Source organism: Tardiphaga sp., from assembly GCF_044340795.1.
In the GTDB taxonomy this organism is placed as follows: Bacteria; Pseudomonadota; Alphaproteobacteria; order Rhizobiales; family Xanthobacteraceae; genus Tardiphaga.
Map to the genome: position 1 here is coordinate 1 of NZ_JBIISY010000061.1, position 15,828 is coordinate 15,828.

General features: G+C 61.5%; 20 protein-coding genes. 16 read left to right on the forward strand and 4 right to left on the reverse strand.

Annotated elements, in window-relative coordinates; genetic code table 11:
* The 15 genes from ACIQ17_RS12410 to ACIQ17_RS12480 form a co-directional block, all read left to right on the forward strand.
* On the forward strand, window positions 1–607 hold a 607-nt coding region (locus ACIQ17_RS12410), incomplete at its 5' end, for a hypothetical protein (protein WP_398468933.1).
* Window positions 608–640: 33 nt separating this feature from the next.
* Window positions 641–1,219, forward strand: a complete 579-nt coding sequence (locus ACIQ17_RS12415) for a hypothetical protein (RefSeq protein WP_398468935.1) — start codon at window positions 641–643, stop codon at window positions 1,217–1,219.
* A 35-nt stretch (window positions 1,220–1,254) separates the two neighbouring features.
* On the forward strand, window positions 1,255–3,192 hold the full coding sequence (locus tag ACIQ17_RS12420) for an AAA family ATPase (protein ID WP_398468937.1): 1,938 nt from the start codon (window positions 1,255–1,257) through the stop codon (window positions 3,190–3,192).
* Entirely contained in the window at window positions 3,180–3,446 is a 267-nt protein-coding gene (locus ACIQ17_RS12425; protein ID WP_398468939.1) for a hypothetical protein, read from the forward strand. The genes ACIQ17_RS12420 and ACIQ17_RS12425 overlap by 13 nt, the downstream gene beginning before the upstream one ends.
* A 9-nt stretch (window positions 3,447–3,455) precedes the next feature.
* Window positions 3,456–3,764: a hypothetical protein gene (locus ACIQ17_RS12430; RefSeq protein WP_398468941.1), complete on the forward strand. Its 309-nt coding sequence runs from the start codon at window positions 3,456–3,458 to the stop codon at window positions 3,762–3,764.
* Window positions 3,765–4,297: 533 nt separating this feature from the next.
* Entirely contained in the window at window positions 4,298–4,720 is a 423-nt protein-coding gene (locus ACIQ17_RS12435) for a hypothetical protein (RefSeq protein WP_398468943.1), read from the forward strand.
* Window positions 4,721–4,877: 157 nt separating this feature from the next.
* Entirely contained in the window at window positions 4,878–5,531 is a 654-nt protein-coding gene (locus ACIQ17_RS12440) for a TnsA endonuclease N-terminal domain-containing protein (protein WP_398468945.1), read from the forward strand.
* Window positions 5,532–5,554: 23 nt separating this feature from the next.
* Window positions 5,555–5,827, forward strand: a complete 273-nt coding sequence (locus ACIQ17_RS12445) for a hypothetical protein (RefSeq protein ID WP_398468947.1) — start codon at window positions 5,555–5,557, stop codon at window positions 5,825–5,827.
* A gap of 126 nt (window positions 5,828–5,953) precedes the next feature.
* Complete coding sequence (locus ACIQ17_RS12450; protein ID WP_398468949.1) at window positions 5,954–8,062, forward strand: Mu transposase C-terminal domain-containing protein; 2,109 nt, start codon at window positions 5,954–5,956, stop codon at window positions 8,060–8,062.
* A gap of 44 nt (window positions 8,063–8,106) precedes the next feature.
* Complete coding sequence (locus ACIQ17_RS12455; RefSeq protein WP_398468951.1) at window positions 8,107–8,625, forward strand: hypothetical protein; 519 nt, start codon at window positions 8,107–8,109, stop codon at window positions 8,623–8,625.
* Window positions 8,622–9,146 carry a hypothetical protein gene (locus ACIQ17_RS12460; protein WP_398468953.1) on the forward strand — a complete coding sequence of 175 codons (525 nt, stop codon included), beginning with the start codon at window positions 8,622–8,624 and terminating at the stop codon, window positions 9,144–9,146. Before ACIQ17_RS12455 ends, ACIQ17_RS12460 begins: the two co-directional genes overlap by 4 nt.
* Complete coding sequence (locus ACIQ17_RS12465; RefSeq protein ID WP_398468955.1) at window positions 9,143–10,189, forward strand: TniB family NTP-binding protein; 1,047 nt, start codon at window positions 9,143–9,145, stop codon at window positions 10,187–10,189. The genes ACIQ17_RS12460 and ACIQ17_RS12465 overlap by 4 nt, the downstream gene beginning before the upstream one ends.
* Window positions 10,186–12,018: a TniQ family protein gene (locus ACIQ17_RS12470; RefSeq protein WP_398468957.1), complete on the forward strand. Its 1,833-nt coding sequence runs from the start codon at window positions 10,186–10,188 to the stop codon at window positions 12,016–12,018. The genes ACIQ17_RS12465 and ACIQ17_RS12470 overlap by 4 nt, the downstream gene beginning before the upstream one ends.
* Before the next feature lie 331 nt (window positions 12,019–12,349).
* Window positions 12,350–12,979: a DUF5343 domain-containing protein gene (locus tag ACIQ17_RS12475; RefSeq protein WP_398468995.1), complete on the forward strand. Its 630-nt coding sequence runs from the start codon at window positions 12,350–12,352 to the stop codon at window positions 12,977–12,979.
* Window positions 12,972–13,553, forward strand: coding sequence for a Swt1 family HEPN domain-containing protein (locus ACIQ17_RS12480; protein ID WP_398468959.1), 582 nt, complete (start codon window positions 12,972–12,974; stop codon window positions 13,551–13,553). The genes ACIQ17_RS12475 and ACIQ17_RS12480 overlap by 8 nt, the downstream gene beginning before the upstream one ends.
* Window positions 13,554–14,067: 514 nt before the next feature.
* On the opposite strand, the gene ACIQ17_RS12485 is transcribed toward ACIQ17_RS12480, so the two are convergent.
* The 4 genes from ACIQ17_RS12485 to ACIQ17_RS12500 all read right to left on the reverse strand — a co-directional run bounded on the left by ACIQ17_RS12485 (window position 14,068) and on the right by ACIQ17_RS12500 (window position 15,465).
* Entirely contained in the window at window positions 14,068–14,427 is a 360-nt protein-coding gene (locus ACIQ17_RS12485) for a hypothetical protein (protein WP_398468961.1), read from the reverse strand.
* Between the two features lie 39 nt (window positions 14,428–14,466).
* Window positions 14,467–14,712 (reverse strand): DUF3551 domain-containing protein, encoded by a 246-nt coding sequence (locus tag ACIQ17_RS12490; protein WP_398468963.1) that lies wholly within the window; start codon window positions 14,710–14,712, stop codon window positions 14,467–14,469.
* A 228-nt stretch (window positions 14,713–14,940) separates the two neighbouring features.
* Window positions 14,941–15,168, reverse strand: a complete 228-nt coding sequence (locus ACIQ17_RS12495; protein ID WP_398468965.1) for a hypothetical protein — start codon at window positions 15,166–15,168, stop codon at window positions 14,941–14,943.
* Between the two features lie 105 nt (window positions 15,169–15,273).
* On the reverse strand, window positions 15,274–15,465 hold the full coding sequence (locus ACIQ17_RS12500; RefSeq protein ID WP_398468967.1) for a hypothetical protein: 192 nt from the start codon (window positions 15,463–15,465) through the stop codon (window positions 15,274–15,276).
* A gap of 133 nt (window positions 15,466–15,598) precedes the next feature.
* On the opposite strand from ACIQ17_RS12500, the gene ACIQ17_RS12505 reads away from it, so the two are divergent.
* Window positions 15,599–15,775: a hypothetical protein gene (locus tag ACIQ17_RS12505; protein ID WP_398468969.1), complete on the forward strand. Its 177-nt coding sequence runs from the start codon at window positions 15,599–15,601 to the stop codon at window positions 15,773–15,775.
* Window positions 15,776–15,828: the final 53 nt, after the last annotated feature.

Consider the following 15,828-nt stretch of genomic DNA (forward strand, 5'->3'; position numbering starts at 1 on the left):
TCAACAAAGTCCTCCCCGACGGCGCCAGACGATGGCGCCGACGGCCCACCTGTGCCAGTCGAAGGAGAAATCGATGCAAGAGGACTGGAGGGACGGCGTCTGGCAGCGGTACGGCGAGTTCTTCGATCGAAGTGCCCCCTATTCCATCGGCATTCATTCGCTGCCCATCGGATGGCGCGAACTGGTCGACACCACTCTCGACCGGATCTCGCTCGTCGTGGAGACGGACAAGCTTGCCCGCCTCGCGATCCATGGCCTCTCTCGCGAGCGCGGCGTCATGAAGATCCGCTGGACCGCCTCGACCCTTCGTTTCGAGACGATCGTGACGGACATCATCGACCGCGCATCCGCGCGGTCCAGCGTCACTTGTGAGACGTGCGGCGACGCGGGAGTCAGATATCGTGTGGGCGACGATGCAGTCGCAGCATGCGCGGTGCATCGTACGCCTGGCGCGCCTGAGATCCGGCCGGCCTGGCCGTCGATCAGGATCGAACGCGAGATCGTCAGCGCCCGCGTCACTATCAAGAGCTGTCGCGTCTACGACCGCGACGCCGACAAGTTCGTGGACGCGGCGCCCGCCGATCTGGGCATCGGCGATCTTTCCTGATCAGCCCCACATCACCCGAACCCGGAGGCAAAAATGGCCGCACGCGTGCGCCGTCAATTCATGTCGCCCAAATGCCGCTCGCCGGTGCCCGACCGCGGCGGCATAGGTCACGACCTGCTTGTCCAACTCTCGCTCGATCCGGAGATCTCCGAGATCGGCCACCTCGACCAGGTTGCCATGGCCGATCTGCTCGTCGACGTGGATGCGATCACCATCCGCCGTGATGATGGTGTCTGCTTCGCCATCGATTGCGAAGGCCTGAGGCGCGGAGGCGACAGCGTGGACGACGGCCTGGTCTGGGTCGCTGCAGGCATGATGGGATTCCAGCGGCTGCCGGTGACGCGCGCCGACGTCATGGCGGAGCCGGGCTTCGCGAACGCGCGAGCCGTATGGAGCTATCGCGACTGCACGATCGATCCCCGCATGAGGTTCGAGATCATGAACCTGCTGCATGAGGATGGTCCTCTCCGCCTTCACGAAGTCTGTCAGCGCGTCCCGGGACCGCGCGATCCCGTCGCCACCATCTTCGCCATGTGCTGCGCCAATCTTGTCGAGATCGATCTCGGCGAGATGCTCGATCAGCACACCATCGTCAGGGCTCGCGGCATCTAACGCCGTCGCGAACGTTTCATCATAGGAGGCATCGCTTGGCCGAGAAAGACGACTTCGAAGAGCTCGACATCGAAATCGAACCGACCGTTCGGACGCGTCCGCTGTCCGCCGAACGCTGTCTCGTCGAGGCGAGCCTCTCGCTATCCATCGACGATGCGGCGCGCGCCGCGCTGCGATCCGATGCCCTGCTCACTGCCGCCGTGCAGGTTCCGAACTCGACCTGGGTAAGACCCGTCAAACGGGTGTTCGACCGCATGTCCGGTGCCGACTGGCAATCCATCGTCCGTTTCGAGAAACCGACGAAATTCCAGAAGGTCGACGACGACGCATTCGAGATCGCGAAGTCGCTCGCGGAGGGAAGATCGATCGCCTACATCGCTCCAGCCGACCTCCTGCCGGGCGAGTTCGTGCGTGCTGCCGACCTCGTCATCAAGGTGCGAGCGTGCGATCGTGAAGTGCTCGCCCGCGCGATCGCACGCTATCTCGATGCGGGTCCCGTCGATCCGTCCAAGCTGACCGACGCGACGGCATTGACGCTTACCCAGGCCAGCATCGCCTTCAGGCCCAGTTCGACCCCGGCGGAGATCTCTGCACGCATCGCGAAGATGTGCGAGGTGAACACCCCCGCCTTCGGCGACGACGTTCCGCTTCTCCAGGACGCCCCGGAATTCGGCGAGTTCAGAACTTGGGGTCTCGAGGCGATCCGCAGCTACCAGGAATTTACCGAGAATAGAGGCAACCTCACGTTCAGCCAGATCGAGAATTCTGCGATCCTGTTCGGACAGCCCGGCCACGGCAAGACAACCGCGATCGCGTCCTTCGCGCGCAGCATCAACGCGGCCGCTTTGATATCAACGTCGATCGCCGATCTATTTTCGAACGGCCCCGGGTTCCTCGACTCATGCATTAAAGAATCGATCGCCATCTTCGATCGCGCAGAAGCGCTCGTCGCATCCGGCAAATCGTCCGGCGACGGACGGCCCGTCGTGATTCTGATCGACGAGCTTGACGCGTTGCCGTCCAGAATCGGGTTGGACGCGAGGTCTTTGTCGTGGTGGTCAGCGCTCATAGCACAGTGGCTGCTCCTCTGTTCGAAGCCGCGCGATAATATCTTTCTGTTCGGCTGCACCAATCACCTCGAGCGCGTAGACCCCGCACTGCGCCGGCCCGGACGCTTCGGCCGATGCATCGAGATGAAAGCGGCCGATGCGGCCGGGGTCTTGTCGATCACCCGGCGCCATCTCCGCGGCGCTCTGGCCGATGTCGATCTCGCGCCCTTCGTCGACGTGGCAGGCGGCCGCTCGGCCGCCGAGATCATGCAGGTCGTCAAGACGGCGAAGTCGCGGGCGCGTCTGGAGGCGCGCGCCTTGCGCATCGACGATCTGATGTCGGCTGCTCTGCCGGCCGGCGACCTGTCGCCCGCGGATCGCCGTCGCATCGCTATCCACGAAGCGGGTCACGTGACCGCCGCCCTTGCAGTCGGTGGCGACCACGTCGTCAGCGCCGCAATCGGCGGCACTGACGGTGCCCTCGGCACCACCACGTTCTCGCCTGCGACCGAAATCGTCACCCGCGAGACCAGGGAGAAGGCGATCATCGTCATCCTCGGCGGCCGCGCGGCCGAATTGATCGAGCACGGCGTCGGAAGCGGCAATGCCAGTGACGATCTCGCCACGGCGACCAGTCTCGTCGCGTCGATGTTCCTCACCGAAGGCTTGGGCGCTTCGCTCATCCATTTCGGGACGACCGAGAGCCTCCAGCACATGCTGCGTGCCGACGTCGTCGTTCGCGCCCAGATCGACAAGACCCTGAACGGCTTGATGGACCGGGCCGTCGATGTCCTCCGCCGTCACCGGGGCGCTCTCAACGCCATCGCGCGCGAGTTGGAGGCACGCCTCTTCATCTCCGGCGACCGGGCCCGCGCGCTCTTCGCCGAAAACCCTCCAGAGGAGACTCCTGCATGCTCAAGGTGACCATCGAGCTCCTTCCCGGCGGAGATCCCACGCGTCGTCGCAATCTCGGGATCATGACGATCGCCAACAAATCCGACTTGGCTCCGATCAGCGACTACGATGTTGCCGGCTCTGAAGGCCACAACCCGTTCTCCGGCGCGCGCGCCTGGACGGCGGAGGCGAGCGTCGAAGCTCATGACCGCTCGCGCTCGGTCTGGGCGCTCGTCGCGGCGGCGGCCCAGGCACTGGCGGATGCGGATCACGTCGAATGGTGAAACGCCCTGATGTTCACGTTCTGTTTCGAATCCTTGTCGTCCTCGACCCCCGGGCCACTGGAGGCGATGGGCACCGGATGGCCGTTACCCCCGGCAGACCAGCGGCGAAATCGCCAGAAAAAGCGTCCCGCGCAAAATTTTTTCAACTTTTTTTCGGGGTATCCCGGAGCCTCAGCCGCGCTCATCGGCGACGCGCATGGGCTCGCGTTTCATGAGCAATATCAGGCGGATATCGAATCCTTGAAATCCGTTCGCGCGCAACATCCGGCCCGAATTTCGGATCCTTGGGCCGATCTGCAACCGTTCAGGCCGAAATGATCGAAACGCGGCCGCGACTCTGACTATTCGTCCGCAATGACGCGCTCACCCTCGGCAGACGAATACTTGAAGATTCGAATACCGTCGATCTCGTAATTCGGATGAATTTCACAGGTGGCTGAACGAGCAAAATTCGCGTTCAAACGCCACAAAATACACCTTTAAGGCGCAAGGCATATTGTCTTATATAGGAATATCATCTTACTTTTAGGAGCAGGCGGGCTTTCGATGGGGTGGACTCTCGGAATGCCGATCACCACACTTACCCCCGGCCGAGACGAACGGCCAAAAAGAAAACCCATCGTCCACGCCAAATGAACGATGGGCCCTAACCTTAGGTGACGCGAGATTTCCACGAAGCGCCACCCGCCACGGAGATGAGAGAGCCGGTCACCAAACCGGTTCTCTCGCGGCGATCGGAATCTGGCACGTGGCCTCGGCCCGCGCAAGAGTCCAGGCTGCTCTTTGGTGTCATAACACCTCTAACTTCCGATCGATCACGAAGTGTCGATCGACGCGCCACGGAGACACCAATGCCCTTGCTCAATAGCCAGACTGCCCTGGCAAGCCTGTTGGCTGACCACATGTGCGAAACCATGTGCTCAACCGAGCTGCTCGCCCTCAAACGCTGCGAATTCGGCGACATCGCCGTCGGCGTCCATCGCACCCTCTTCGACCCCAATTCGCCGGGTCATGGTGCGCTGGTCGCGGTTTTCGGCTCTGCCATTCCCCCCGTCGAGAAGGTTCGTGCGGCCGTGACGCATCGCAGCGCCTGCCCGCCCTTCTGGCTGGCCAATCGTCACGCTCGCCTCCACCCCTCGCCGGCGCTGCCGGATCCGGACCTGTCCCCGGAGCAGATGGCGCTGGACGAGATGCCCGACCATGACGAGGATTGGGACAGCCTGCCCGCCGCTGCGCTGTCGCGTTCCGTCAGCCCCGCGATGGCCTCGACCTAGCCACAGAGGTCCGAATTCCGACGGGAGCCGGGTCGAACCGCGCTCCCGTCGGGTCCGATAGGTCCATCTCATTCGCCTCCCGCTGATCGCCCGCCGGATTCCTCCGCGCGGCACGGTCCCGCTCGTCTCGCGTCAGCCCTCATGACCGGAGATTCAAATGGATCACTTCCCCCCCACGCTGCCCACGCTCGCCAGCCGTCTTCCCGCATTGAAATCGCGCTCGTCGTGCCGGGGCTTCACCATCCATCGCAATCGCGTGCTCGTGTTCGAATCCCACCTCGAACTGATGGTGATTTGGCTGCTGGCGGCCATGCCGGAGGTCGCAACCATCGTCGACCAGCCGCCACCGGTGCCCTACCTCGATCACGCCGGCGTTGAACGCACGCACACGTTCGACTTCCTGGTGACGATGCGCGACGGCCGTCGGCTTTTCATCGCGGTGAAGCCAGCAAAGCGGGCGGGCAAAGCCCTGATCGTCGCGAAGGCGATCGCCGCGCAGCTCAAACCGGGCATCGCCGACGAGGTCCACGTCGTGACCGACGCTGCCTTCACCCGGACGGAGCGGCACAATGCGGCGCTCATCGCGCAATGTGCACGCTTTCCCGTCACCGAGCACGACGAAACCATCGATCGGATCACCGCCCGGATGACCGGAGCAGTGAGGATCGGACACCTCGTCGAGACCAGTGGCCTGGCCGGCATGGGCTTCAGGGCGATCATCCGCCTCGTTGGCAGCGGCCTGCTGCAGCCCGTCGCGACCAGGCAGCGCCTCACCACGGACAGCTACGTCGTCCGCCGTCCCTCCATTTAAAGGATCAGATCATGACGAACTCCATGCGCTATTTCGAAGTCGAAGACGATTTGAGCGACATCCTCGACGGGGCGGACGACGAACCGCTTCGTATTCCCCGCTACGAACCCATCATCCCGACGCAAGGCGACGCACGCGACCGCTTCGTTCACGCGACGGCAAAGCACCTCAGCATTCTGCGGCCCGGATTGCGGATCACCGTGCTCGATTGGGAGCGGATGCTCGATGTCGCTTTCGCTGACATTGTCACCGACCCGGCGACGGGCCGCGTCGTGACCATGCGCGACTTCCGCTAAGCGCTCCGGATCGGGCTCCGTGCGTCCGATCCAGCTTTTTATCGACCCCATGCGCAACCGATGCCTGCCGCGCCGAACATCTTCGAGCGCGATCGCCCTCTCACGTCCTCCGACAGGAGATACACCATGCCCGACACTGCCCCGATCAACATCTCCGGCCTCGACAGGATCGTCGTCAGGCCCAAGCGCGAGATGAGACTCGTCGAAAAGACCAGCGATGGATACGTCCTCGCGGAAGCGAGCACGACACCCCAACTTCACGAAAGCTTCTCGCACGACCGTATTCGCGAATTGCTTCAGGTCGGAGCGATGCGGATCGAGCGGGGCTGGTACCACGAAGACCGGGCCAAAGCGCGCCTGTTCGCCGGCGTCAACTCCATGGCCCAGCTCCCGCCCACGGAGCAGAAACAGATCTTCCGGCGCCACCATTACGTCACGGAGTTCGTGAGGCGGGAGACATCCGAAGGCAGCAAAGTCAAGCGGACCGACGCCAGCATCGCCATAGCGCTGAAAGCGATCGATGACGACTTCGCGCCCACTGGACGCTGCGATCAGCCTCGGACGGTCCACAAGCGCCCCTGCGCGCGCACCTTCCGTCGCTGGCTGAAAAGCTACGAAAAGCACGGAGCGGACCCGCTGGCGCTCCGCACCCTTCACCGGCGCTGCGGCAACCAGCTGTCGAACATGCACCCGGAGGCGATCCGCCTGCTGAACGAGCACCTGATGCTGTACTGCGACGAACGCCGTCGGAGCATCAAGAAGGTCCACAGTCTGCTGGCGGTGGCAGTACGCGACTGCAATAGGGAACGCGAGCTCCGCGGCGTGTCGCCGATCGACGTGCCCGCAAAGTCGACCTTGCGCGCCCGCATCGCCGCTCTCAACCAGTTCGAGGTGTACGCATCGCGACACGGCATCCCCGCGGCACGCGCGAAATTCGCCGCCAACAGCGGCGGCCTCGACGTGGACCGCCCCCTTCAACACGTCCAAATCGACGAGTGGCGCATCCAACTGCACACGATCGTGGAGGGCCTGGGCATCGGAGCCGACTTCACGGAGAAGGATCGGATCGCGCTGCGGAAGGAACGGCTCTACGCGTGCGTCGTGATCGACGTCGCGACGCGCTGCGTCGTCGGCATGCGCCTTTCCCGCAAGTCTGACACCCCCAACGCGATCGCCACATTGGCGATGACCGTCATCGACAAAACCGACATCGCCAAAGCTTCGGGCTGCCTGTCGGACTGGCCCATGCATGGCCCTGCCCATGTCATGTCGCCGGACGCGGGGGCGAACTTCATCGACGAGGAGTTCCGCGCCAGGTTGGCCGACCTGAAATGCACCTACGAAAACGCCCCAGCTGGCCTGAGCCATCTGCGCGGCCACATCGAGCGCGTGTTCGGCACAGCGCATACCAACCTCATCGAAGAGTTTCCGGGGCGCAGCTTCTCGAACGTGGTCGACAAAGGGGCGTACAAGGCTGAGGATCGCGCCGCGGCTTTGAGCGCAGACGTCCCGAAAATCTTCGTGCGGTGGGTGGTCGATCACTATCACCATACGCCTCACGTGGGTCTCTGCGGCGAGACGCCGTACTGCGCGTGGCAACGACTGACGCAGAAGTTCGGCGTCGATCCGTCGCCGAACCGCGACCAGCGTCGCGAAATCTTCGGGGTCGAGTTGGAGCGCGTGCTCGACCAGAACGGCGTTCGCGTCCAAGGGCTTTTCTATCAGTCCGAGGAGATGCAGCGGTGGCGGCGTCAGTTGGGCGATACCAAGGTGCGCGTCCGCGTTGACGAAAACGACATCGGATACGTCTCCGTTTGGCTCGGTGACGATTGGATCACGGTCCCGTCGGTCAGGACCATCGTCCGTGGCGTCCACCTCGACACCTGGCTCGAATCCGTTCGTGATCTACGGCGACGCTTCGCGGAAGGCGCGAAGATGTACGAACACATCGTCGACGAATCCATTCGGGCGATCGCGAAAATGGCCGACGATGCGATGCGCCGCGTCGCCATCGATCGGACGAGCCCCACGGCAGCCGAACTCGACCAGACCGAAACCGGCCTCCTGCTCGGATTTCAGATCGAGGACGATGCCGATGATGCCGACGACGATCATGGCGACGGCGGAATTCTCGGCCGGGGCATTCCGGTCGCAAACTCGACGCCTCCAACCGACCCGACCGGGCAGCATCGCCCGACCAAAGCTCGCGACGACGACTACGGGCTCGACGACTAACGCCCGTCTCCAACAAGCCCCGCTGCCAGCCTGAAGGATGCTCAATGCCTCATGACAAGATCATGCGCGACAGCGCAACAACCAAGGGACGCGCTCTGCTCCTCTTCGGAGGCGCGGTCCAAGCCGACGCCGCAGTCGTCCGATCGTTTCGTGCGGCGGGAATCGATCCCGCAACGATCGTCCGGGCCGACGCAAATGCCGCCAAGACGCTGAGGGATCTGCTGCTCCGCATCGCCGACGCGCTCGATCTGACGGTGTCACGCGACGAAACCATGTTGAGTGCCGCCTGGCGGATCGGATCGACCATGACCCATCGCGGTCAGACGGTGCTTCATGTGGTGGACATGTATCGGACGACGAAGCTCTCCACCGCCTCGACCCATGCGGACTACCTGTGCGCCGAACTGTTCCGGTTGCTTCAGGATCAAAGCATTTCGCTCATCGTCGATCGGCCGCTCGGGCCCATCGGGATCGGTAATCTCATCCTGAAAGATCAATTCAGGATGGTGACAGCCGAAGAGCTCGGCACCGACGATGCATCTTACCTGGCGGGTGGCCGATGATCGCCAACAACCACGCTCAGCTTCCCACAACCGATACTGCCGAGCCGGTCAATCGGCCTCGCGGCCGCGCACTCATGGTCGTCGGCGACTGGCACGCGACAGACCGGGCCATCTATGACGCGCTTGGCTTGGCGAAAGCGTGGAAAAATCTGCTGGTCATCGACCAGCCCGCACCGACCATGCGGCAGTTCTTTCTCGCCGTCGCGGCGGCAGCCGGCGTCAGCATCCCTGCCCCGATGCCGTTGATCGACATCCCGTCGCACGTCAACTCGTCGCTGCTGCAGGTGGATGTGACTGCGGTCTGGTGGATGGGCGGATGCATCAAGCCTGGTTCCGGCGGGGTCGCTTACGACCATGTCCATGACCTGTTCGATCTCTTCATGAAGGATCATGGCATGTCGCTGATCATAGAAAGCAGCGCGTGGCCCGAAAGCGCAGATGTGGCGAGGCTGTTCAAGGTCGTCGAGGCCGGGAGGCTGGGCGCGTCTGACATCCATTCTATTCTTGGAGGCACTCGATGACGACGTCGAGCAAACCGGACGCGGCCGCTTTGCTGTTCGAACAGCATTCGCGCTCCGAGACATACTCGGTCATGGAGAAGCTGCGCGCTCAGTACGCACGGACGCCACGGGATGCTGTATTGGCAGAGCGCTTCGAAAAACTCATCGGTGCCGCGGTGCAACGGCACGACGTCACGCGCCCGGCCGGCTTCGACAATCGCGGCGTCGGGAGCGGTCTCGCCATCATCGGCCCCACCGGCGTCGGAAAGAGCCGCGCCATACGGCGGTTTCTGAGCCGTCACGTCGTGCTCGCCGGCTACGACGATCCCACGTCACCGTCGCCTCTCATCAGCGTCTCGGCCCCTAGCCCCTGCACAAGCATGCAGCTCGCCCGCGCCATCCTCAGGCGCTCCGGCTATCCGATCGAACGCGACCTTCCCGCGCACCGGTTGTGGGAAATGGTCTGGGAACGCCTCGATCTCATCAAGAAATTCGTGCTGCACATCGATGAGCTGCAGCACGTCACGCAACACCTGTCCGAAAAAGACATGCAGGAGGTAGTTAACCTCCTCAAGCATGCGATGGAAGCGCGCCGGATCTCGATCGTGATCTCCGCGGTCGATACGGTGCTGCCGTTCCTGCAGTTCGATCCTCAATTGTTCCGGCGGTTCGATTTCATGGAGTTCGAGAAGATCTCGCCCGATACGCTCGGTGATCTGCGGTGCGCGGTCCACGATTTCGCGAAATCCGCGGGCGTGACAGCCGACGAAAGCCTCGAAACCCATCGTGACTTCTATTCACGCCTGGCACATGCGGGTCTCGGCGCCTTTGGCTACTCCATCGTCCTCACCCATCTCGCCATAGAGCGGTGCCTGAAGTCCGGTGACGACAAATTGACGGTCGAGCATTTCACCGGCGCCTTCGCTCAAAAGTCCGCTTTTTCACTCGACAGAAATCCCTTCAAGGCGGAGCGCTGGCACGAAATCGATTGCAGCGCGCTATTCGTAGAGAAGCAGATCGCGCCGCCCGAACCATCCGTTAAAAATCGGAGGAAAAAGCGATGATCACCGACGGATTGGCGCTCCGCCTACCCTATCGTCTAGACGAATTTCCGTGCTGGTTCGTTTCGCGCCTTGCCGCGCGCAACGGACGCCCCACGAAAGCCTTCGCCGCAGACATGGGCCTAGACTCGCGGCGCATCATCGACGGTCAAGCCGACGCGGTCGAGCGTCTGGCCACGCTGGGCGACGTCCGTTTCGCCGACCTGATGCACGAAACGCAGATCAGGGGCGTTGACGGAAGCTATGCGCTCCGGGATCAGGAATTGCGGACAGCCGATCTGCGCCGGTCGAGGATCCTGATCTGTCCGGAATGCCTCGCGGACGACATTGCTTCGTCAGATCTGCCACCGTCGCAGGCCGCCTATGGGCGCATGACGTGGACGCTCGCCAACATCCGGACCTGCGCAATCCACGGGCTCGCACTCATGGAAGTCGTCAAGGACGTCATCTCCCATAACTTTCCCGACTGGTGCGAGCATGTAGCGTCGGCGCTGAAGAATTTGCCGAAGCTGGCCGCGTCCGCAGCGCGCCGCCCGGCATCGACCCTCGAAACCTACATCTCTGACCGACTGGAAGGACGCCCTACCAGCAGCTGGCTTGATGGCTTCCCCTTGTTCGCGGCGTGCCACGTTGCCGAGACGATGGGCGCCGTCGCCTCGTTCGGCACGCGGGCCAACCTAAGGAAGCTCTCCGAAGATCAGCGCTACGTTGCCGGTCACGCCGGTGCCGACATCGCCGCCGGGGGTGAAAGTGCAGTCGTGTCACTCCTGTCCGACCTGCACCGGACCTATCTCGACAAACGAACCGGCGACGCCGCTACCGCCCAGGGCGTGTTCGGCAGGCTGTACACCGTTCCAGCCGGTGGCATGGTCGGTCCCGCCTACGATCCCCTACGGTCGGTGATCCGCGGGTATCTGTCGGACCGTTTCGCGCTTGGTCCCGGCGACCACGTCTTCGGCTCGCCGGTTCCGGAGCGACGGTGGCACAGTGTGCGCACAGCATCGAAAGAGTACGGCCTGACGCCGAAGCGGTTGCGCAAGATCGTCCAGGCGGAAGGCTTGATCTCCGATCCGTCTCTACCCGATCGTGACGTTCTGTTCGACGCTCAGATCGCCGACCGGATCTTCAGGCGCGAGCAGGATATGATCAGTCGCAACTCGGTCAGAGGCTACATCAATGCCAGCGTTACAATGACGAGGGTCCTCATAGACGATGGCTTCATCCCGCTTCACGCCGCCGGGGCGGGAATGAACAATTTCTGCCTGAAGTCGGAGATCGACGCTCTGATGACCAGGCTCACATCGTCCGCAGACCCGGTTTCCGCCACACCGGGAGGTACCGCACCGATCGCACAGGCGGCCAAGCGATCCTACCGGCCGTCGGGGACGATCATCCGCCTCATCCTCGAGGGCGGTCTGACATGGGTCGGGCGCCTGGAAGGCAAGTCCGGGTTCGATGCCCTTCTCGTCGACATCGAAGAGGTCAAAACCGCGACGAAGTCGGACGACCTCCCGGGCCTGCCCGTGGCGACGGTCGCGGCGGACGTCCTAAAGACCAATTGGCGCGTCATGGAGCAGCTGATCGAGGCCGGCGCGATCGACGTTCAGGCCGCGTTCGATCCGCTCACCCGTATTCCAACCAGGATCATCACCCATGACGAGCTCGATCGCTTCCGGAAGCGGTACGTAAGCCTGCATGCGCTGTCGAAGGAAACGGGATCACACATGAATGCGATCAACCGTTCGCTGCAGGCGAAAGGCGTGATGCCCGTTGAGTTTTCGGTACCCGTCAACGCGACTTTCTATCGCCGCGACGAAGTCGATCTCGGCTGACGCGAGCGCACAAAGACATTCAACGCAAAGGGAGGCCCTCACCGGCCTCCCTTTTTTTTCCTTCGAGGATCGAGTTGGAGGCCGCAGATCTCTCCGATGGACAATTCTGACGATCCAAGATGGACAGAATCGTAAATCAGCAGATCACGAAACCCCTTATTTCACAGGCTTTATCGCAAAAGCGATGGACGACTCTGACTGCTCCTCACATCCCGACGACTAAGCAACTAAGTGATCAAGGGCGGCGATTATCGCCGCCCTTGACTTTTTAATGGCGGTAACATCTTTTTAAATACAACTAAAAGGCGCGCAACAGGATCGGCGAGTGGCGATGTCACTGACAAATGCCTACGTTCTACCTACGAACAGAATTCCTGACTTCTTCCGCAAAATTCAGGACGGCCAAGCTCCAGCCCGTTTTACAAACCAACTGCTCAAGGACTGGGGCTTTAATTCGACAAACGACCGAGCTTTCATTCCCTTGCTCAAAGCTCTTGGTTTTTTGACAGCCGATGGGAATCCGACTGCTCGCTATCAAGAGTATCGCGACCACTCGCGGTCGAAAGAAATTCTGGGCCAAGCAATTCGCGAGGCATACTCAGACATCTTCCTTATAAAAGAGCACCCAACTGCAGCAGATAAAAACGCGGTGGAAGGAAAATTTAAGAGTTTCCACAACGCTAGCGACAACGTGGCTGGCCTGATGACAAAGACATTCTTTGGGTTGCTATCAATCGCTGACATTTCTCAAAAATCAACTTCATCTATCCCCGCAGAAATAGCCAACTTATCGAAACAAGACACATTCTCTACACACGAGGCGCCTCCTGAACCGCAACCATCAGGTAACTCCTTAACCAGAAGCCTTCACTACAACATTCAAATACACCTTCCGGCCACCAAGGATGTCGAAGTCTACAATGCCATCTTCAAATCCTTGAAGGAGCATTTGATTGACTAGAGATGGTGTACGGAATTTCTTATTTCGCGGCCTGATGTTTGAGGCCGAAGCAGATTTGTTTCGACGTGCCGGCATCCAGATCGGCGCGAACACAAGCGAGACAGAAGAAAGCTTGATGCGCGAAGCTCTCGCTCCATTCGGCGTTGCGCGCAGAAACAACGCCTTAGAAATGGCTCGCCTCTATGCAGTGTTATTTTGTTTTGAAAACGAAATTCGAGACTTTATTCGAGAAGCTCTTGAAGAGAAGGAAGGACTAGATTGGCAAGATAAGCTACCGCCGAAAATCCGAGAACATGCGCAAGGCCGCAGAGAGATCGCTCACAAGGACACGTGGTTAGAAGGCGAGAAAGCCGACCTACTCGGATTCATAGATTTTGGACATCTTGCTCAAATCATCATTGCGAAATGGGATCATTTTAAAGACGTCGTTCCCAGTCAACACTGGTTAAAGCAGCGGATGGACGAGATCGAGAAAGCACGCAACTTCATCGCACATAATCGAATGCTCCTGCCCAGCGAGTTTCAGCGCCTCTACATGTACATTGCAGACTGGAATCGTGCGGTCGGATTATAGTTCAACTATCTATCGCGTCGACGCGCGAATAATCGAAAGAGCGGGCTTTGCTTAAACGAGAGTGAGGATCAAGTGCCCAGGAAGATGACCGGATCGGACGGAGTATCCATCACTATTCCAGATAACGGACGCGGGATGCAGGGATCCGACGGACGTATGGTTGCCATCCCGGCTGGCGGACGCGGGATGCAAGGCAGCGACGGCCGAATGGTTGCAATACCTTCTGGCGGGCGTGGGATGCAAGGTAGCGACGGTCGGATGGTAGCCATCCCTGCCGGTGGACGAGGTATGCAAGGTAGCGATGGAAGAATCGCCGCCATCCCATCTGGTGGGCGTGGGATGCAGGGTAGCGACGGCCGGATGGCAGCTATTCCTGCTGGGTGCCGCGGAATGCAAGGGCCGGATGGTCGAATGGTGGCAATCCATCCTGGTAAACGAGGTGTGCCAGACGCGAACGGCCGAATGCGAAACAAGTAGCGAGCATCCGCATCAGCGCCGCTGATATGAGAAGGCTTCATCTTTCCTGATATAGTAGCTTTGATGCATGGCCCCGTCTTCGCTGCAGATTAGCGTGCCACCGGGCATAGGGTGAGCTTTTCGCTATGTGCCGGTTGAAATCCGGCGCCCCGTCCCTCCACCAGACGGGTCCGCGCTCACCCAGCGCCCGCTTTGCCTGATCGACCGCCTGATGCGCGGCAGCCTCCGCAGCCTCGTCGTCGGCCTTAGCCTGCTTGACCGCGCGACGGGCCGCCATCAATTTCGAAACGAGTTCGTCCTTGCGCGCGGGTGAGAGGCCGGGATCGGCGACCCGCCAGAGGCGGCCACGCACAACGAAGTAGCGGCCGTCAGGTGTCACCGGATGTTTCAGGGTCATCTGCGCGGTGAACCGATCCGGCAACCGAGGCCGGGATCGCTAGCGGACCCGGCGTGGCTTCGGCGTGTACTCGTCCTGATAGCGGCCATAGGCCATCCACGGATTGCGGATGCAATCGCCGCCGACGCCGCTGATCGACGCCTGACACTGATTGAACGACGTGAACGAGCAGTCGGGCGTCCCGCCGGACATCTTGGTGCGCTGGCACCAGGGGTAGTCAGGCGCCGCATAAGCCGACGCCGAACTCAGGAGGACGATCGCCGACGCGATGATGATTTTCCGCATATTTCCAATCCTTCGATACACGGAAGGAAAAGGTCGGATATCGCGATCCGTTCCCGGCTTCAGATGCATGCCAGAGCTATCGGCGCGATGCGGATAGCGCTCGGCCTGCATGGGTCGAGACGCCCGCTTCCGCCTTCGCTCTTCGCGCTACGGCGGACACGGGCGCCTCACCATGAGGGTCTTCCGGCATGCGTCAGCCCGTCACCGTCCGCAAAAGAAAAGCCCGCACTAGGCGGGCCCTGCAATTGCTTCCGATGGCGTGTTCATCGCCGGGATCATGGCGTCCAGCCGTTCAAAAATGATCGAACCGGACTCATCGATCGCCACCTTCTCGGTGACATTGCACTCCCGGCAGATGAAGAGCCTTGCTTCCTCGCTCGGATTGCCACCGTCCGTCAGATAACCTGCAAATGCACGCGCCTCGCCGTAGTCCGGACACTGTACCGGTCCTCTCATCGCATCCTCCTCAGTCCCAACGGAACGAAAATGGCCGACACGGCCAGTTGGTTCCGCAGCCGAGGCGAATTCGTGCTGGCGGCAAGGCGCCCGGCGGACGAAGGACTAGTGGGCCGCTTTCGGCGCGGCGCTGGCCGCGGGCGCCTTCCCGGCGTCGGCTGGCGGCGCGAGCGTGGCGGCATGAACGACGAAGCCCAGGAAGAGCAGCGCAACCACGCCGGCGACGATCGCGCCGTAGCTGCGCTCCTCGCTGTGAACAGGGGCTTCTTTCAGGGTGTGATCAGATGTGGGATCCATGGCGGTACCTCTGCTTCGGGATGTTGATGCGTGACCGGCATTGTGACGATACTACGCGTTGAACGACAACCGTTTCCACGGCATGCCTGATCGCCGGACATGGCGACATCACCACGCACACGGAAAGTGCCTCATGAAACTCCACGACCCCGCCGACCACGTCTGGACCGCGCAGCAGGACGAAGAGCTCAAGCTGCAGCTGGCCAATGGCCGCAGCGTGAACGAGATCGCGCTGCGCATGAAGCGATCGCCCCTCGCCGTCCGCACCCGCGTCAACAAGCTCGGGATCCGGGAGGTGAAGGAAGGCTAGCGCCCGATACCTCCCTCCCTGGTTGTGCGACGCGAGACCCGCATGTTCAAAGG